This is a genomic window from Acinetobacter sp. TR3, assembly GCF_027105055.1.
In the GTDB taxonomy this organism is placed as follows: domain Bacteria; phylum Pseudomonadota; class Gammaproteobacteria; order Pseudomonadales; family Moraxellaceae; genus Acinetobacter.
The window spans coordinates 2,612,797-2,629,862 of the sequence record NZ_CP114264.1 but is presented as its reverse complement, the minus strand read 5'-3'; the positions used below and the strand labels follow the sequence as shown (position 1 = coordinate 2,629,862).

At 39.2% G+C, this 17,066-nt stretch carries 20 protein-coding genes and 1 tRNA gene; 4 read left to right on the top strand and 17 right to left on the bottom strand.

The annotated features are described in order from the left end of the window. Positions 1–48: 48 nt before the first annotated feature. A complete protein-coding gene (locus tag O1449_RS12495; protein WP_269238474.1) occupies positions 49–702 on the top strand; it encodes a 4'-phosphopantetheinyl transferase family protein in 654 nt (217 codons plus the stop codon). Between the two features lie 94 nt (positions 703–796). On the opposite strand, the gene secF is transcribed toward O1449_RS12495, so the two are convergent. From secF to queA, 7 genes are all read right to left on the bottom strand, one after another. Further along, positions 797–1,765, bottom strand: coding sequence for a protein translocase subunit SecF (gene secF, locus O1449_RS12490; RefSeq protein WP_269228775.1), 969 nt, complete (start codon positions 1,763–1,765; stop codon positions 797–799). 10 nt (positions 1,766–1,775) lie between these two features. Beyond that, entirely contained in the window at positions 1,776–3,677 is a 1,902-nt protein-coding gene (gene secD, locus O1449_RS12485) for a protein translocase subunit SecD (protein ID WP_269238473.1), read from the bottom strand. Positions 3,678–3,728: 51 nt separating this feature from the next. Next, positions 3,729–4,061, bottom strand: a complete 333-nt coding sequence (yajC, locus tag O1449_RS12480) for a preprotein translocase subunit YajC (protein ID WP_269228773.1) — start codon at positions 4,059–4,061, stop codon at positions 3,729–3,731. Positions 4,062–4,169: 108 nt separating this feature from the next. Then, on the bottom strand, positions 4,170–5,300 hold the full coding sequence (gene tgt, locus O1449_RS12475) for a tRNA guanosine(34) transglycosylase Tgt (RefSeq protein WP_269228772.1): 1,131 nt from the start codon (positions 5,298–5,300) through the stop codon (positions 4,170–4,172). A gap of 335 nt (positions 5,301–5,635) precedes the next feature. Continuing rightward, positions 5,636–6,205, bottom strand: a complete 570-nt coding sequence (locus O1449_RS12470) for a LemA family protein (RefSeq protein ID WP_005193124.1) — start codon at positions 6,203–6,205, stop codon at positions 5,636–5,638. A gap of 31 nt (positions 6,206–6,236) precedes the next feature. Continuing rightward, the gene (locus O1449_RS12465) at positions 6,237–7,265 is read right to left on the bottom strand and encodes a hypothetical protein (protein WP_269238472.1); all 1,029 of its coding nucleotides are present in this window, start codon (positions 7,263–7,265) and stop codon (positions 6,237–6,239) included. 13 nt (positions 7,266–7,278) lie between these two features. Continuing rightward, complete coding sequence (gene queA, locus O1449_RS12460) at positions 7,279–8,316, bottom strand: tRNA preQ1(34) S-adenosylmethionine ribosyltransferase-isomerase QueA (protein WP_269238471.1); 1,038 nt, start codon at positions 8,314–8,316, stop codon at positions 7,279–7,281. A 181-nt stretch (positions 8,317–8,497) separates the two neighbouring features. Here queA and O1449_RS12455 point away from each other — a divergent pair. Continuing rightward, positions 8,498–8,584 (top strand) — tRNA-Leu (locus tag O1449_RS12455). 162 nt (positions 8,585–8,746) lie between these two features. Further along, positions 8,747–9,805 (top strand): tyrosine-type recombinase/integrase, encoded by a 1,059-nt coding sequence (locus tag O1449_RS12450; protein WP_269228769.1) that lies wholly within the window; start codon positions 8,747–8,749, stop codon positions 9,803–9,805. 28 nt (positions 9,806–9,833) lie between these two features. Here O1449_RS12450 and O1449_RS12445 read toward each other — a convergent pair whose 3' ends face one another. From O1449_RS12445 to O1449_RS12400, 10 genes are all read right to left on the bottom strand, one after another. Continuing rightward, complete coding sequence (locus tag O1449_RS12445; RefSeq protein ID WP_269228768.1) at positions 9,834–10,124, bottom strand: hypothetical protein; 291 nt, start codon at positions 10,122–10,124, stop codon at positions 9,834–9,836. Next, positions 10,121–10,831 (bottom strand): 3'-5' exonuclease, encoded by a 711-nt coding sequence (locus tag O1449_RS12440; protein WP_269228767.1) that lies wholly within the window; start codon positions 10,829–10,831, stop codon positions 10,121–10,123. The genes O1449_RS12445 and O1449_RS12440 overlap by 4 nt, the downstream gene beginning before the upstream one ends. 215 nt (positions 10,832–11,046) lie before the next feature. Then, the gene (ssb, locus tag O1449_RS12435) at positions 11,047–11,400 is read right to left on the bottom strand and encodes a single-stranded DNA-binding protein (protein ID WP_269228766.1); all 354 of its coding nucleotides are present in this window, start codon (positions 11,398–11,400) and stop codon (positions 11,047–11,049) included. Continuing rightward, positions 11,397–11,795, bottom strand: a complete 399-nt coding sequence (locus tag O1449_RS12430; protein WP_269228765.1) for a hypothetical protein — start codon at positions 11,793–11,795, stop codon at positions 11,397–11,399. The genes ssb and O1449_RS12430 overlap by 4 nt, the downstream gene beginning before the upstream one ends. Continuing rightward, complete coding sequence (locus O1449_RS12425; protein ID WP_269228764.1) at positions 11,792–12,232, bottom strand: hypothetical protein; 441 nt, start codon at positions 12,230–12,232, stop codon at positions 11,792–11,794. Before O1449_RS12425 ends, O1449_RS12430 begins: the two co-directional genes overlap by 4 nt. 3 nt (positions 12,233–12,235) lie before the next feature. Then, positions 12,236–12,667 (bottom strand): DUF2528 family protein, encoded by a 432-nt coding sequence (locus tag O1449_RS12420; RefSeq protein ID WP_269228763.1) that lies wholly within the window; start codon positions 12,665–12,667, stop codon positions 12,236–12,238. Positions 12,668–12,732: 65 nt separating this feature from the next. Then, complete coding sequence (locus tag O1449_RS12415; RefSeq protein WP_269228762.1) at positions 12,733–12,948, bottom strand: hypothetical protein; 216 nt, start codon at positions 12,946–12,948, stop codon at positions 12,733–12,735. A gap of 8 nt (positions 12,949–12,956) precedes the next feature. Beyond that, a complete protein-coding gene (locus O1449_RS12410) occupies positions 12,957–15,683 on the bottom strand; it encodes a toprim domain-containing protein (RefSeq protein WP_269228761.1) in 2,727 nt (908 codons plus the stop codon). After that, positions 15,680–16,087: an ogr/Delta-like zinc finger family protein gene (locus O1449_RS12405; protein ID WP_269228760.1), complete on the bottom strand. Its 408-nt coding sequence runs from the start codon at positions 16,085–16,087 to the stop codon at positions 15,680–15,682. The genes O1449_RS12410 and O1449_RS12405 overlap by 4 nt, the downstream gene beginning before the upstream one ends. 271 nt (positions 16,088–16,358) lie before the next feature. Further along, entirely contained in the window at positions 16,359–16,550 is a 192-nt protein-coding gene (locus O1449_RS12400; protein ID WP_269228759.1) for a hypothetical protein, read from the bottom strand. Positions 16,551–16,686: 136 nt separating this feature from the next. On the opposite strand from O1449_RS12400, the gene O1449_RS12395 reads away from it, so the two are divergent. Beyond that, positions 16,687–17,040: a helix-turn-helix domain-containing protein gene (locus O1449_RS12395; RefSeq protein WP_269228758.1), complete on the top strand. Its 354-nt coding sequence runs from the start codon at positions 16,687–16,689 to the stop codon at positions 17,038–17,040. Positions 17,041–17,066: the final 26 nt, after the last annotated feature.

The following is a 17,066-nucleotide window of genomic DNA, read 5'->3' as shown; positions in this document are numbered from 1 at the left end:
CAAAAGCCCAAACGTTACGTTGGGCTTTTTTTATAAGAGATGATAGGGATGGCTGCACGAATTATTCAGATCCATGTTCAAGCATTGGCTTCACTTCTTGAACGAGATAAAGCAGATTTCTCAGATTTTAGATCGTTTAATGATTATCAAAAACAACAGATCAAAGCCTATCGCAATCAACTTTTGGCAGATCAATTAAATTGTTTAACTAAGGATTTACAGTTTTCAAAACATGAATATGGCAAGCCATTTTTAAGCTCTCATACCTTGGAATTTAACCATTCACATAGTCAGCAATACTATGCTTTGGCGATGAGTGAACGTATGAAAGAGATTGGTGTTGATGTGGAAGAGCTGGATCGTAAAGTCCGTTTTGATGCCTTGGCTCAACATGCCTTTCATCCTGAAGAATATCAAACTTGGCAGCAACAAGATCAAGATCCGGAATATTGGCTACGTGTATGGACCACTAAAGAGGCGGTTTTAAAGGCATCAGGTTTTGGAATTAGACTGGATTTAAATAGTCTAAATACACAAGTTCATCCATCAAATGATGGTGGAATGTGTACTCATCCTTTGATTGGAACATTTGCTTATCAAAATTTTGTTTTAAATCAGAAGATCGTGCTGACTATCGCATGGCGTGCAGAGCAGTCTTGTCGCGGATTTCAGTTTCCACAGATTCAAATTATTCAACATTGATAAATGAAGAACGTACAACCCCATGCTCTAATCTTAATCAAAAAAGCCAGCATTATGCTGGCTTTTTTGATTTGAACTTTACGATGATTTAGATTTAAGGAATTTCTTCTTCATCAAATTCAGGTTTAACTTGGACAATAAAATCTTGACGATTTAAACCACGCCATAAAGCAAATGCAGTACCAATATAAATAGATGAGTACGTACCGATAAAGACACCTACACACATAGCAATTGAGAACCAATGTAAACCATCACCTCCCCAGAACATCATGGCAAGAACCACAAGTAATAGAGTCATTGAGGTATGGATTGTACGACGCAAGGTCTCTGTTAATGCGATATCTACAATTTCACGTGGTGTTGCTCCACGAATTTTACGGAAGTTCTCACGGATACGATCCGATACAACGATATTATCGTTGAGTGAGAAACCCATTACCGCAAGTATTGCTGCAAGCACGGTTAAATCAAATTGCCATTGGAACAATGCAAACGTTCCGATGATAATTACAATATCGTGAAATAATGAAATTACGGCACCCATTGCAAGTTTAAACTCGAAACGAATGGTGACGTAGATCAGCATTAAGATCAAAGCAAGTGCAAGCGCACCTGCAGAGCGGATATAAAGCTCATTACCGACTTGACCGCCAACAGAGTCAACTTTATGAACTTCTGCTTGGTTATTTGGCAATTGGACTGCTTTAGTGATGGTATCGTTTAGATCTTCAACTTTAAGATCTTCTTGCACTGGCATACGTACAATCAGGTCTTTATTACTTCCTAATGTTTGTACAACGGCATCTTTAAAGCCTGCTTTATCGAGTGCTTGAGCAACTTGAGCTGGTTGAACTGCTTGTTTATAGTTCAACTCGGCAGACACACCACCTGTAAAGTCCAAACCGAGGTTTAAGCCTTTGGTCACAATAAAAAAAACACTCGCAAGGGTAATCAAGATTGAGAAGATTGCAGCAGGCTTAGCAATCTTCATAAATGGAATGATTTTTAGATCATCTGGGCGACCGTATTGTTTTGAGTCTTGTTGAGTCAGATCAGTCATGTGAATCTCCTTAAATACTCAACTTAGTCAAATTACGGCGTTTGCCATAAATGAGCTGTACGACAGCACGTGTCACAGTAATCGCAGTAAACATTGAACATACGATACCGATCATCAAGGTAACCGCAAAGCCTTTGATTGGGCCAGTACCAATCGCAAACAAGATAAATGCCACGATGAAAGTGGTTAAGTTCGAGTCAAAAATGGTGTTATAGGCCCGATCATAACCCGCGATAATGGCTTGTTTCGGTGATGCACCCCAGAGCATTTCTTCTCGGATACGTTCGCAGATCAGTACGTTGGCATCGACTGCCATACCAATACCAATGACGATCCCCGCAATACCTGGTAAGGTGAGGGAAGCACCAATCCATGACATGAAAGTCAAAATCATGGCAAGGTTGAACACCAAGGCAAAGTTTGCGATTAAGCCAAAGAGACGGAAGAATACGATCATCCAAATCGCAACGAGCAAGAAACCAATTTGGGTAGATAACACCCCTTTATCAATATTCTCTTGACCAAGACTTGGACCAACGACACGCTCTTCAACAAAGTACATTGGCGCAGCCAATGCACCAGCACGTAGCATTAATGCAAGTTCAGCAGCTTCTTGAGGTGAGTCAAGACCCGTGATACGGAATTGTGAGCCCAATACAGCTTGAATGGTTGCCGCATTGATGACCACAGATTCTGTATATGGTGTGCGTACTTCAGTTTGAGCACCCGTCATAGGATCAGCAACGTAAGAGATTTTTTGTTTATTTTCAATAAACAATACCGCCATACGTTTACCCACGGCATTACGTGTTGCATCTGCCATGAGCTTACCACCAGCGGTATCTAGGGTGATATTTACTTCAGCGCCGCCAGAATCTTGACTAAAACCAGAGCTTGCATTTTGAACACGCTCACCTGTCAAGATACGATTACGTTGTAAAAGAAGTTGACGACCGCTGTCCAGAGATTGATAAGCAAAAACCTCAGTACCCGGTGGAAGTGGTTGACCATTATATTTGCCAGTGTATTGATCAATATATTGATCATTACTGTCAGCAACTAAACGGAATTCTAAGTTCGCGGTACGACCTAATACACGTTTTGCTTCAGCAGTATCTTGGACACCCGGTAGCTCAACCACGATACGGTTACTACCTTGCGTTTGTACCAATGCTTCTGCTACACCAAGTTCGTTAATACGATTACGTAATGTAGTTAAGTTTTGGTTGACTGCATAAGACTGAATTTCTTGACGACGAGTATCTGTATAATTCAGTTTTAGAGTCGCGCCAGATGTCGTTGCAACGGCTTGTTGAGTAAACTCATTACCGTTACGACGTAAAAAATCTGCCGCGGCATCACGATCTGCATTATCAGCAAATTGGATCGTAATGGTGTTATTACTTAAAGCAAGGTTATTAAATTTAATTTTGTTGTCACGAAATTGACGACGCAAATCAGTCGCAGATGTTTCCATACGCTGACCAATCGCTTTATCCATGTCGACTTCAAGCAAGAAATGTACACCGCCACGTAAGTCCAAACCGAGTTTCATCGGTTTAGCCCCAATCTTTCGCAACCATTCTGGTGTTGTTGGTGCAAGGTTGAGTGCAACCACATAGTCATCACCTAAGTCACGGCGCAACACTTCTTTGGCTTTTAACTGTGCTTCTGAAGAGTTTAATCGTAATAATGCCGCATTATTGGTGAAGCTATTGTCGTGACTGCTAATGTTGGCAGTTTTTAAAATCTGCTCCGCTTTTTGCACAATGGTTTGATCTATTTTTGTGCCTGCTTTCGCGCCTGAAATTTGGACAGCAGGTTCATCTGGATACAAACTAGGAAGTGCATATAACGTACTGATCACAAGTACCACAAGGATCAGTAAATATTTCCATGCAGGGTAACGCATTCGCTTTCTTCTTAAATGAAAAAGTCGTGCTGAGGCACGACTATCTTATGATTAAAGGTTATTTAGTGTGCCTTCAGGTAATACTGAAATGACACTCGCACGTTGAATTTTTACATCGACACCACGGCTGAGTTCAACGACTGCAAAGTCACCATCAAGTTTGGTGATTTTTCCCATCAAACCGCCAGCAAATACGATTTCACTGCCCACACCTAAGCTTTCGATTAAAGAACGGTGTTCTTTGGCACGTTTCGCTTGAGGTCTCCAGATCAAAAAGTAGAAAATTGCGATAAATACTGCAATCATGACAAATTGCATTGCCATACCGCCAGCAGGTTGAGCTGCCGCAGGAGCAGCGTGAGCAGTAGAAATTAAAAAGCTCATTTCGATTTCCTAAAATTAAAAAGTCAAAAATTAATAATAAATCCCAATTCGTTTTGCAATGTACCTTGTCTTGCGATCAGGCGCAAATCTTGATGCAATTCATTCACATTAGTCTTCAGGGCACGCTGGAACGTCTAAGCCACGACGTGCATAAAAGTCCTGAACATATTCATCAAATGTGCCATTATCCAATGCATCACGCATCCCTTGTGTGAGGCGTTGGTAGTAACGCAAGTTATGGATAGTGCCGAGCATTGATGCCAACATCTCACCACACTTCTCTAAATGATATAAATAGGCACGCGTAAAGTTTTTACAAGTGTAGCAATCACAATGAGGGTCTAAAGGTCCTTTATCATGGCGATATTTACTATTACGGATTCTTACCAGACCATCCGTGACAAAATAATGACCATTACGTGCATTACGGGTTGGCATGACGCAGTCGAACATATCGACACCACGGCGAACTGCCTCAACGATGTCTTCTGGTTTACCAACACCCATCAAATAACGTGGTTTGTCCTGTGGCATTTTGTTTGGTAAATAATCAAGTACTTTGATCATTTCATCTTTGGGTTCACCCACCGATAAGCCACCAATTGCATAGCCATCAAAGCCAACTTCTAATAAACCTTTAAGTGATTCATCACGAAGATCTTCATACATACCGCCTTGAATAATACCGAATAAGGCATTTTTATTCTTAAGCTCATCATGGTGGTGGGTTTTACAACGTTTTGCCCAACGTAAAGACAGTTGCAAAGATTTTTGCGCTTCTTCATGTGTTGCAGGGTAAGGGGTACATTCATCAAAGATCATCACGATATCTGAATTGAGTACATGTTGAATCTCCATTGAAATTTCTGGAGACAAAAACACTTTTGAGCCATCAATAGGAGAGCGGAAGGTAACACCTTCTTCTTTGATTTTACGCATTGCACCCAAGCTAAATACTTGGAAACCGCCTGAATCGGTTAAAATTGGTTTATCCCATTGGATAAACTCGTGTAAACCGCCATGCTCTTTAATCACTTCCAAGCCTGGACGTAAATATAAATGGAAGGTGTTACCTAAGATAATTTGTGCCTGAATTTCTTCAATGTCACGAGGTAACATACCCTTAACCGTACCGTAAGTACCCACTGGCATAAACACAGGTGTTTCAACCACACCATGCTCTAACGTAAGTCGACCACGACGGGCACGTCCCGACTGACCTAATTTTTCAAATTTCATGACACTATCCATCAAGGCGAAAAAACAGTTCGCTGATCAAAAGCGGCTATTTTCCTTGATTATGGCGTGTAGTTCTACTACTAAATGTAGCGAGAGATGAAATTGATAAAATTTTAATTTTCTTTCCGATAATTAAAAAAAGGCATAACCTCAATATTTTTCCAAGAAAAGATATCTTTTGTATAGGTAGACCTTACTTTTCAAGGATGAAAAGTAACAAAAATCCTTTGTAGGGCTGACGGTATATCCATATACCGCAGCCCTACCAGCGGCATCCATGCCGCTTCACGATAGCGAATACCTTATGACGATAAGAGGAGGGCTTTGTTTGATATTTAAAAATTCGGTTTATAGTCAAAATTTTCAGTTGCAAGATTATCCTTAAATGGGCGAATGGCTTTTTTAGATAAGGTTAGGGTGTTAATCAAGTTATTTGGGAATACTTCGATTTGGTTATTAAATAACTCAACATTGCGGTTAAAGATCGTGATTGCTGCACCAACATTTTCGTTTTGCTCCTGAATATCATCCATCATTTTGCTATACAGTGCATCAGCTTTCAGTTCAGGATAGTTTTCCACCACTACATTGAGGCTACGAATCAGTTCCTTACTCATTTTCTCAATCTGTTGTAATTGAGAAATATCGGTATCATTGACATTCAGATTCAGAATTTGTTGGCGTAATTCAGTTACTTTTTCCAAAGTTGATTTTTCAAACTGAGTATATTGATCTAATGTTGCTTCCAATGCCTCTAAAGTCTTTACTTTTTGACGCTCAAAGTTAGCAACTTCTGACCATGCCCGTTTGGTGGCATTAAAATACCGTACGATGTTGTTGCGAATAGAAACGCCCCATACGATCAGCACCACAAAAATTCCCAAAAAAATCAGTAAACCTGTCATCGCTATTCCCCTTATTGTTATCGCTAAATGATTAGCTAATTAAATTCAGCATGAGCTGTTGAAACTTTTGATATTGCGGCATGGTCATGGTACGTAAATGTCCACGTAATGCTGAAATATCATGGATTTCACTACGTTTACTGGCGGTTTGGAAAAGGTTTTGTTCGCCGAGGTAACACAAAATTTGCTCTTCATGATGATAAATTAAATCACCAGTAAAATGTTGAAAAAAATCATGTAGCTTTAAGGTCAAACTCGGGCTAATTTCTTTTGCCAACTGATGTTGATCGACCCCAAAAATATTCAATTCTTGATTAATTAAAATATCGCTGCTTTGCCATGAACTGGTATATGGTTCAAAAAAACGTGAACGTTTATTGCTGACTGCGATTCCTGAAGCAGGTATTTGAAAAATAAAAGCGCCCCATAGATCTTTGTGAATTTCTTTGGCAATTTTCTGATTGCTATTTTCTTCCTGAAAAATGGGTAGTTCACTGACATAGTGATATTGAAACAATAAAACTTGATGTTCTGTCGTACCATCATGCCATGTAGTTGAAGCAAATTGGGTGATTTCGTTAGATTCAGTGCCACGATTAAACAATGGAAAGAATTGCTTTAATTTACTGATCACCAATAATGGTTGTGCTTGAATGGGTAAATAAGCGGGTAGCTGTTGAAATTGCAGACCATAGCGTAAGACGGTCATGCGTTGTTCGAGATATGTAATGACCTGTGTGAGTGGCTCTTTCGGCTCATACAGTAAATACGCTAAAAAGCCAGTCAAAAAGGCAGCGAGAAGGCTAAAGATATACTGAATATGTGGGTGAAAAAAATAGCCAAATACTAATATGCAGACGCTCACAATGCCTAAAATAAAAGGCAATACATTAAAAAAGCATAAGCTATGATCATCACGCCACGGATGTAAAGCATCCAGCAAATCTTGATCACTATGTGATTTTTGCCCTATATCCCAAAGCCGAGCAATATTGCGGAAAACCTGCGCATTTTTTTTTCGTCTTATATGTAAGGCTTGTTCTACAGTATCGATCGGCATTGTTCTATTTAAATCAGTTGTTTAATTTATCCACTAGCATAGCATCACCATAGCTAAAGAAACGATAGCGTTGTTCAACAGCATGTTGATAAGCCGCTAAAATGTGGTCTCGATTTGATAATGCAGAAACTAGCATCAGCAAAGTTGATTCTGGTAAATGGAAATTAGTAATTAAACGATCTACGATACAGAATTGATAACCTGGATAAATAAAGATTTGCGTATCACCTGTCCAAGCTGCAATTTGTCCTTGATTGGCCTGTGCAGCACTCTCTAAGGCACGGGTCGCAGTTGTTCCCACCGCAATCACTTTATTACCACGTGCCTTGGTCTCTAAGATGAGATCAATCGTGGCTTGTGGTACGTCACACCATTCACTGTGCATAATGTGGTTGCTAATGTCCGTGGTACGAACAGGCATAAAAGTTCCTGCGCCCACATGCAAAGTCACAAACGTTTTTTGCACGCCTTTAGCGGCTAACTTTTCTAATAAGTCTTGGTCGAAATGTAAGCTTGCAGTCGGGGCAGCAACACTGGCAATTTTTTCAGGATCATGAAATACAGTTTGATAACGCTCAGTATCAATTTCTTCGGCTTCACGATTGAAATATGGTGGAATAGGGAGTTGACCGTATTGATCCAGTACCGACAAAATTGGTTGTGAAAACTTTACGACAAACAGATTTTCATGGCGACCTTGTACGGTGACAGGAACGGCATCTTCACCGATATATAATTCTGCACCTGCTTTAGGCGAATTGCTTGATTTGATATGGCAATGTGCGGTGTGGGTGTCCAGCATGCGCTCAACCAGTACTTCGATTGCGCCACCTGTAGCGCGTTTGCCTTTTAATCGTGCTTTCATGACTTTAGTATCATTTAGTACAAGCAAGTCACCTTCTTCTAGTAAATCAAGAATATCAGTGAAAACATAATCGTGATATTGACCTTGAGTATCAATATGGAGTAGGCGAGATGCGCTACGACTATCTAGTGGGTAGCGAGCAATAAGTTCATCAGGAAGATCAAATGAAAAGTCGGAGAGTTGCATACATCTAAAACATTGCAAAAAATTGGGTGTAGTATAGTCTTTTTTGTATTTTATCGCTGAGTTCACGTGTTTATAAGCAGAAAAATATCTGAGTGATTTAAAAGTGAGCAATAAGCGATAGTTAGTGTTTGACAATAAAATCAAACAGGTTATGATACGCAACACAAAGCATCGCACTCTTCCCGAGGTGGTGAAATTGGTAGACGCGGCGGACTCAAAATCCGCTGTCAGAGATGACGTGTCGGTTCGAGTCCGACCCTCGGGACCATTAGATAGCTTAAACAGATTATCTCAAAGCCCCAAGTTCTTATAAAACAAGAACTTGGGGCTTTGTCGTTTCTGACGTTTACGTTTTTTTTAAGTATTTTTAGGTATTTTTGTGGATACCCACCCACACGATGCCCACACGCCCCACACTGGTTTTGTATGTATGTATAGGTCTGTTTATCAACTTAAAAATGGGAAATGGCGAGCTGAAGTAAAGGTCGACGATGTTCGTAAAACCAAAGTTCATCAAAGTGAATTTGCTGCTAAGAATTGGGCGAAGCAAATTGAACGTGACATTATTTTAAATAATCAGACTTTAGCTGCATTGAGATCCGATGTCGTACTTACATTATCTGAAGCATTGACTCGTTATTCTAATGAAGTCTCAGCACATAAAAAAACAGGAAAAAAAGAAAAACAACGTATCGAGTATTTCAAAAATACTTTGAAAAATATTGATTGGCCGTTAGTGAAATACAAGTCCGAATTTTTAGCTGATTATCGTGACGAAGTAATGAAGCGGTCGATAAAACCGTTAAAGCCAAGTACTGTTAGACGAGACTTTTCCTTGTTGTCTTCATTTTTTTCATGGTGCAGAGAGAAAAAGTGGATTCAACATAATCTTGTTTCTGAAGTTAAATTGCCTCCGAAGCCTGTAAATCGTGAACGTCGTATCGAGCAGCTTGAAATTGAAAAGATGTTGGCTGCATTAAAATATATACCTGGTGCAATTCCACAGACAAAAATGCAGGAAGTCGCATTAATTTGGCTGATAGCATTGGCAACTGGTATGAGATCTGGCGAAATTGTAAATCGTTTGCCGAGGGAAGTACTTCTGGCTAAGAGGCTGGTCATTTTACCCGATACAAAGAATGGCACCGTACGTAAAGTCCCATTAGATACGTTTGCTGTTGAGCTTTGGACTTTGGCTATGAAGATTGATCGAAAAGCATCTCCAAAAGTTTTTACAGTCAGCGATTCCTCTAGAGATGCATTGTTTAGAAAAGCAAGAAAACAGGCTGGACTGGATGGCGTGGATCTCACTTTCCATGATTCACGTCATGAAGCTGCATCTCTGATGGCTCGACGTTTAAAGAATGCATTAACGCTTTGCAAAGTGTTCGGCTGGAAAGACCCTAAGTTTGCACTTGTTTATTACAACCCAACCAATGATGAGATTGTAGACGAGCTGGATCAGACTCAGAATAAAATATTGGAATAATAAAAAAGCCACCTTTCGGTGGCTTTTTTTAATGGTATGTCAGCGTGTTTTTATCAAACGCCATTGCAAATTTGATCACGTCCATAGCTTTCCAGCGTGGTACCGTACGATCGTTCGTAGCTGAAGTAGGTAAATCCCGACTCGGTGGAAATTTGTCGTTGCTAATGATGTGACGTTTTGCATATTCCAATGAGTATTTAAAATATGCAGCGATGTCATGTTCGTCCCAAAGCTGATATTCCATCGGGACAATTGGTTTTTCCTCGACTTTTTTCATCATTTTTAGGAAGAATTTTTCCAATATTGCTAAGTCAGTCATCCTAATTTAAGCTCCAATTGGTCTCGAATATATAACTCTTCTTCGATGGCCGTTAATACATAACGATCGCTTTCTTTGTTTAGTATCTCGATTAAATCTACTGAATCAATATCCGAAATTTTCCTACCTTTAAATTTTCCCCAATAAAAATGAGTAGGGTACCGTGCCTTTTCTGAAAGTTGGTGTAGCTCATCAATCGTTTTAATAGCTTGAGTTTTAACGATATTCTCGACAATAACTTGTGTTAAATAGCAGTCTGTAAGTGCATTGTGACTATATTTATTTAACTCCCTTGTTTCAGACAAATTTTCAGAAAATTGATAGCACAGTACTCCGAGCTTATGACTCTTCAATTGTGGATATAGGTAACGCATGATCGCAAGTGTACATATACGTTTCATAAACGGTTCAAATTGACCAGCTCGCTGTAAAGCTTCCATGTCGTAATCGATAGAATGTCCGATCACATACTCAACTTTTGGGATGCAGCATTGTGTAAATGATGGGCAATCTTTAAGATCGTCCGCGATGATGTTGTGAACTGCCATTGCTTCGAAATCAATGGCTTCGTTCGGTTTGAAGTTTTGCAGCATAAATGAACCACTATTGCTGACCTCACCATCATCAATTTGAATATTGATGTAAGCAGCTTGGATGATGTCACCGTGTAGCTTATTTGTTTCGGTATCAAAAATGATTGAACTCATAATTATTCCATCCAGCAGACACAATTTTCGGTTGTACATCTGGCATGTATGTGCCCGTTATAACTCATAATTTTGTAATTTAGCTCCCCAGTTTTGCAAATTGGGCAAATCATAGAGTCCTGGACATTTTTAACTGGTTTTTCTGCACCGTGTTTATCGGTTATTGCTTCACGTGCAATCACAACTTGTTCGAAGTTCATTTTCATTATTCTCACTTAATATGGGTTTGCTTGTGGGGCTGAGTCGAGCATCTGCATGCTGTTGAGCTTCACTTCAGTGATATAGCGTTCAACATTATTCTGGTCTTTCCACAATCGTGTTCGGAGAGAACCCTCGACATAAACTTTTGAACCTTTTTTTAGATATTGTGCAGCGATATCGCCCAATCTCCCGTTGGCAACAATGCGATGCCATTCTGTATTTTCTTTCCATTCCCCAGTTTGCTTATCTTGCCAACTTTCAGATGTTGCTATTGAAAATTGGGCATATGATCCGCCATTTGGAAAACCTTTTTTCTGCGGATCTGCACCAAGAGAACCGACTAAAATAACTTTATTTACGCCTCTCATAGTTCACCCTTCATTTGTAAGTATTTAATTTTTGTATGCACACAATTTGTATCTCGATCCAGTACTTCAGAAATGTATGGAACTTTGAATTTATCCTGAAGCATCGCTTTTAAAACTGTTACTTCACAGTCCCACCAACTGCCTCTAGTACGACGGAATTGATGGCGAGGTCGCCCACCTTTTGTTGGTGGTAGACCTTTTGATTTTAGAATTTCAACTTTTTGTCGTACTCGATGAGGTGTGCAATCAAGCACATCTGCAATTTCTGTAAATGTTTTATGCTCTTCTAGCATGCTTTCTAAAACGATTAATTCAGAATCCCACCACGGTCCATATGTGCTTTTTAACTTAATTGGTCGACCCGATTTTTTAAAATTTGATACGGCCATATTCATTGTGATGGCTCTCCTTGTTCTTCAATTTTTAAAATAAAAGTCTTCCCATCTTTTTTAAATAGGATTGATTGTTTAGTTTGATAAAGGTATTCAATAATTTGACTTAGTTTGGTTTCATTGAACTGTGTTTTTGCTCTAAATCTTCTTCTATCACATTCTAAACAGGCATTTGACTTAACTGATCGCTCTGATGTTAGGCAAGATCGGCAAGCTGCAATTGGTACATAACTTTTTTTTGATTCCTTTTCTGCACGTTTACGCAGTATTGAATTTTGAAAACTATTGGGCTTTTCTGCATTTTTTGCAGCCTTATCTGCATTAAAATGATTAAATTCACATTTGTTCGTATTAACTGCTTTATGAATTACACCGCCATTTTTTACGAATTTAGCTATGTCTGATGAATAGTCTGCACGAATTTTAGTAGATACATTCATGATTTATCCCTCAACCGAAATAGGTGTGATTTCAAAATCATCGCCATTTACATAACTTTCAAAATGAAGTTTGGTTATTTCAAAACTGTTGCAATCCCAACCTTCCTCCTGAAAAATAGTATTTATTCCCCATTTATATGGTGGTATACCTACATTTGCTTTGTCTTCATAACAGGCATAAAAGACATCTCTAGCTATCATTTTCAGCATGACAGCGACAATATCTCCATTATTTTCATTTAGTCGATCGTTATAACCAGCCCAAAAATTATTGTGTTCATGGAGCATTTCGTCAGTACATTTAATGATGATGGTGAATTCCAGTTCACATACATCGCTGAATTTGTCATAAGTGACCTTAAAAGTACGTGGTTCGCACTGTAAATGGACAGGGATTTCCGCTTGTTCTGTTTCTACTGTAGAATCGTTTTGCATAATTGCGCTCCGTTGTGATTGTGTGACACATACAGAAGTGACAGCTTCTGTATGTGTGCTAGTGATCAAACTGCTTTATAAAGCATGCCTTGTAACAAATGGACTTTCTGACTCAGTTCTGGGGAGTTTTCCCAATTCAGGTTTTTTCGAATTACTGTTAAAACTTTTTTTGCCTCTTTTGTGACTTGTTTTGTTTTGTGCTGTTTTAAAGTAGCAATACATACATGAACCTGAAGAATAGCTTCAGTTATGTTGCGACCATCATTACAAGATTGATTCATAAATTCCTCTACTGTGGTTTGAACTGGTTAGGATTGCTGAAAATCCAGCATTTGACGTTGCGTGGTGTTGCGATGTCGGCACTTACATTTTTGCCTTCATCAACAGGGAAACTGGTTGAGCGAACTTGTTTATTCATCTCTATGAATTTGTATTTTTTGCTTGATTTGAGCAGAGTGCGCATGTCGTTAATGTCAGGTAATGCCTGATAATTCATTGATGCTGCTTTGTAGATTTCGTTTAAATTGATCGCAATGTTCGGATCGTTATGGTTGTGATGGTTGAGTGAGAAATTGGCGTTGCGTTTGATACCATTTAAGTATTCGTAAACTTCCCAGAACTGCTTCACTTGAACATGATCATCTGATAAGTCATTCATGCGTGAACGTGCCATTTCTTCAAGCATGCGTTTGGCATCGCATATTTCTTCTAGATCAATTGTGTCTTTTAAAACATGCGCTGCGAGTGCGTCGATCATCGCTGAGATCTGTGCATGACATAGGGCAATACGAGTATGTGAAATGCCACTTTGGTGAAATTCCTTTTCGATTTCTCCGAACTTCTCAAAAAACGTTTTTAAAATATTGTCTTCTTGTTTTAGACAATGCGTCATGTATTTTGCAGCTTCTGAAAATTCGATCCCATATAAACGGTTTGCAATCAGTTTCTTTTCATATGTATGCCCTTGCATATCAACATAGATATGTAATGTACGGCTGAGAATTGCTTCAGTCGCATTAATTGGATCGTTTTGGCTGATCAAGATCGCACCACGAAATGGTGGCTCATAGGTATCGTTGCCTGATGTTTTTAGACCACGTGAGCGAATGTTCTGTCCATTGAATGCATCTTTAAGTTCGTCCCAATCAAACTTCTGCTTTGCTTGTTTTTGGTCTGTTTTGCGGTCACCCTCAATAAATACCACAGGTAAATTAGAAACCTGTGCCATTGAACGGTGAATCGCTGCTGGAGAGGAGCTGTTCGGATTGATACCTTCTTTTGCGCCAACTCGTGCTGATAGTTTCCAGAAAAAATCAATTAAAGATGATTTACCAGCACCAGCTTGACCAACATATTCCATAAAAGGGTATGAATAGTGTTTTTCACGGATCTGCTCTGCAAAAAATGATCCAGTCCACCATGCCAATAAAATCAGTCCTTTTTCTCGGTTAATTTGGTAAAAGTCTTGCCACCAAGTTGGTTGGAATGGTTCAGGATTCAATTGTACAACTGGACTGTTTGATAAAGTTTTTACGTCGACTTTGCCTGTTCTGTAGAAATCCTGATCATTAATGTGGATAACTTTCCCTTTATAAACAGCATGTTTATTGAAAATATAGGCACGGTATTCTTTGCTATAGCCAATAAAATCAATGGTTTTAACTTCTTTGATATATCGTTTATCCGTTTCACGGAGCATGATGGTTTGAAGCTGTTTGTCATTACCAAGCCACCAAGCCCCTTTGCTAATATTGAGTAGACGGTTGGTAAAGTTTTGTTTTGATGTGAATTGTTCAGTGGTAAATGTGGCATTGACTGGATCACTAATGCCATCAATGATCTTGAAGTAGTACCATGATTCGTCAGTAATTGTGTTGCGTTGAAAGTAGAGCCCTTTGATGATGGCTTTACAGACCAGTTCAACTTTGCCTGCTTGTTTCAGTGCCTCTTCTTCTGCTTCTTTTGCTGAGTCTTTTATCTGTAGTTGAACGTCATATTCTTTTTGATATTTATCATTGTCTAAACTGAACCAATAGGTTTGATATTGGTGTGTAAAGCTGAAGGTATTTTTCTTTTGGTTGTGGTAGTTGTAAATGAGGTGAGCCGCTTCATATTCACTTTTTGCAATATGGAGCTGTCCAAAATGGCGGTAGCGTTTAAGGTCATCCGCTTCAGTCAAAAGCCCACGTTCGTGTAAGTCGTTCCAGTCAAGGTCAGAATCTTTTGCAAGTATTGGGAATGCTGCGGTTGAGTCCCAGCCATCTTCGACTGCACGGTCGTGAAATTTACGAGTTGCCTTTCTGCCTGCGTCATCATTGTCAAATGCCCATACCAGTGTTGGGAGGGGAACTTGAAGCACTTCACAACGTTGTTTGATCTGCTCGAGGAGCTTAGTTGGATAGTTATTTGATGAGATGGTTGCTGCACTGACAATATTATTAAAGCTGAGTGCAATGCTGTTAAAAATCCCTTCAGGTAGCCATACTTCCTTGCTGATACAAAGGTCATCAAATTTTTGGTGATAGGTCCAATAAAGTCCTGTGAATTTATTGATGATATTAGCTTTTTGACTGCCAAAGCGTTCGGTACGGTCAATCAAGCGTTCCCAATAAACATTGTCAGCCCCTGCGAGTTTAAAACGGACTGTGGCACTGTATTGACCAGGATATTTTTTGTCGTTGTTAAATATCTCTTGGGTGTACATGCCTTTGAGTTTTGTAATGTCCAAGCCTCGTGCTTCAACCAAGTATGCATCGGCACTGGCGGTTGGATTTTCCTTCGTTTTAGGGAATTCCGCTGTCCAGTCTTTAAATAAGTCTGCACAAATTTCTTTTACGTGCTCTTCGTAACCACAATTATTTTGGTGGTTACATTTAATGATGCGTGGTTTTTCAGCATGGGTATAGCAAGATTTTTTGTTGCATTGTGGACATCTACCTTCACGATACCAACCTTTTACAAGCTTGAACTGAAAGATGTCATTTAGATGCCTATCAATTTTTTGTTGAATGCTCATTGAGTCATATCCGTTGGAAATAGTGAAAGATTGTTAATTCGTCGTGTATATCGCTGTGCTTCTGATAGATCGATCAAGCTGCAAATCTGTAGTGCTTGAATAAAGCCTTTGATATGACCAATTGAATCTTTTGCTGCACTTGGATTGACTTCAATACTTTGTACAAGGAACTCAAGCTCTTTGAACCATGGGTGTAAGTTTTGGATCGAACTGACTTCATCTGAAGGGGTTAAGCTTTTTTGTATCGCTGATACAATTTCAACGTGTGCGTTGTAACTTGCTAAACAGCGTTGGTTTTTGCATGAAACAACAAGTTTATGTAAAACAGGAGAGGGTTGTTTACGTCCATTGACGTACATACGTGTGCCACAATGTGGGCAATAAATACCAATAGATCTACTCATAGCACTAGCACCGCCTTTTTGCTGAATACTCTGACGACCTCAATCTTCAAGCGAATAACAGTCTTACAAGTGGTACATTCGCTAATGAATTGATGATCTTCATTCTTTATCGCTGCGCTTCCGTGCAGCTGGAGAGGTGTATTGCATGTACTACAAATTAATTTGTCATCCTTGACATGCACTTCCTGAGACCGCTTACCCATATTTCTTGTACCGCTTGAAGTTATAAATTTGTTTGATGACTTTGCTTTTATTTATGGTTTTTATGCGATTATTGCGCTTCCTGATTTTTCGGTTTTTTCTTATCCAAATCTTCTAGCTCTCTGACGACTAAACGATCTAACCATTCGTTAGGGTTTAGTCCCACAAGTGCTGCTTCAATACGGATTTGTTTACGACGAGATTCAGGTGCACGGAAGCTAATCTGCACTCTTTTTTCGTCTGAAGGTGCTAGTGTTGTCATGGTCGACGACTCCTATGAGAATTACAGCTTTATAGCTGTGTTTGGAAAATTAACTTTGTTAATATGTTGAGATGTTAACTTGTTAGATTTAATAATAGTCCATTTGGACTATTTTAACATAGTGGTAATAGACTAAATGGATATAGAAAATAACGATAGTATCGGCTCTCGTTTAGGAAAAGAGCGATTGAGGTTCGGGTTCACACAATTAGAATTGGCTGAAAAACTCGATTTAGACAAACAAACGGTTTATCGTTATGAAAACGATAAAAGAATGATGAAAATTGATGACTTACAAAAATTGCTCGGACTAGGTTTTGATGTGATTTTTATATTGTCTGGGAAGAACAGTGATTCAGCTAACCATTTAACACAACGAGATAAAGACTGGCTGGCGTTATATAAGCAAACTAACGTCAACCAGCGCGAAGCGCTGTTTACGATGGCGCAGAGTTTCGCTTCCTCATTTCCTTCTGATATTGCTGATTAATATTCTCAACTTGCTGTAAAAGGTTT

Excerpts from the sequence above, each read along its gene's own strand:
- O1449_RS12425 (WP_269228764.1), bottom strand. The coding sequence starts at position 12,232 with ATGAATGTATCTACTAAAATTCGTGCAGACTATTCATCAGACATAGCT.
- ssb (WP_269228766.1), bottom strand. The coding sequence starts at position 11,400 with ATGAGAGGCGTAAATAAAGTTATTTTAGTCGGTTCTCTTGGTGCAGAT.
- secD (WP_269238473.1), bottom strand. The coding sequence starts at position 3,677 with ATGCGTTACCCTGCATGGAAATATTTACTGATCCTTGTGGTACTTGTG.
- O1449_RS12440 (WP_269228767.1), bottom strand. The coding sequence starts at position 10,831 with ATGAGTTCAATCATTTTTGATACCGAAACAAATAAGCTACACGGTGAC.
- tgt (WP_269228772.1), bottom strand. The coding sequence starts at position 5,300 with ATGAAATTTGAAAAATTAGGTCAGTCGGGACGTGCCCGTCGTGGTCGA.
- O1449_RS12445 (WP_269228768.1), bottom strand. The coding sequence starts at position 10,124 with ATGACTGACTTAGCAATATTGGAAAAATTCTTCCTAAAAATGATGAAA.
- O1449_RS12465 (WP_269238472.1), bottom strand. The coding sequence starts at position 7,265 with ATGCCGATCGATACTGTAGAACAAGCCTTACATATAAGACGAAAAAAA.
- secF (WP_269228775.1), bottom strand. The coding sequence starts at position 1,765 with ATGACTGATCTGACTCAACAAGACTCAAAACAATACGGTCGCCCAGAT.
- O1449_RS12410 (WP_269228761.1), bottom strand. The coding sequence starts at position 15,683 with ATGAGCATTCAACAAAAAATTGATAGGCATCTAAATGACATCTTTCAG.
- O1449_RS12395 (WP_269228758.1), top strand. The coding sequence starts at position 16,687 with ATGGATATAGAAAATAACGATAGTATCGGCTCTCGTTTAGGAAAAGAG.
- O1449_RS12470 (WP_005193124.1), bottom strand. The coding sequence starts at position 6,205 with ATGACAGGTTTACTGATTTTTTTGGGAATTTTTGTGGTGCTGATCGTA.
- O1449_RS12400 (WP_269228759.1), bottom strand. The coding sequence starts at position 16,550 with ATGACAACACTAGCACCTTCAGACGAAAAAAGAGTGCAGATTAGCTTC.
- O1449_RS12420 (WP_269228763.1), bottom strand. The coding sequence starts at position 12,667 with ATGCAAAACGATTCTACAGTAGAAACAGAACAAGCGGAAATCCCTGTC.
- O1449_RS12415 (WP_269228762.1), bottom strand. The coding sequence starts at position 12,948 with ATGAATCAATCTTGTAATGATGGTCGCAACATAACTGAAGCTATTCTT.
- O1449_RS12450 (WP_269228769.1), top strand. The coding sequence starts at position 8,747 with ATGTATAGGTCTGTTTATCAACTTAAAAATGGGAAATGGCGAGCTGAA.
- yajC (WP_269228773.1), bottom strand. The coding sequence starts at position 4,061 with ATGAGCTTTTTAATTTCTACTGCTCACGCTGCTCCTGCGGCAGCTCAA.
- O1449_RS12405 (WP_269228760.1), bottom strand. The coding sequence starts at position 16,087 with ATGAGTAGATCTATTGGTATTTATTGCCCACATTGTGGCACACGTATG.
- queA (WP_269238471.1), bottom strand. The coding sequence starts at position 8,316 with ATGCAACTCTCCGACTTTTCATTTGATCTTCCTGATGAACTTATTGCT.
- O1449_RS12430 (WP_269228765.1), bottom strand. The coding sequence starts at position 11,795 with ATGAATATGGCCGTATCAAATTTTAAAAAATCGGGTCGACCAATTAAG.
- O1449_RS12495 (WP_269238474.1), top strand. The coding sequence starts at position 49 with ATGGCTGCACGAATTATTCAGATCCATGTTCAAGCATTGGCTTCACTT.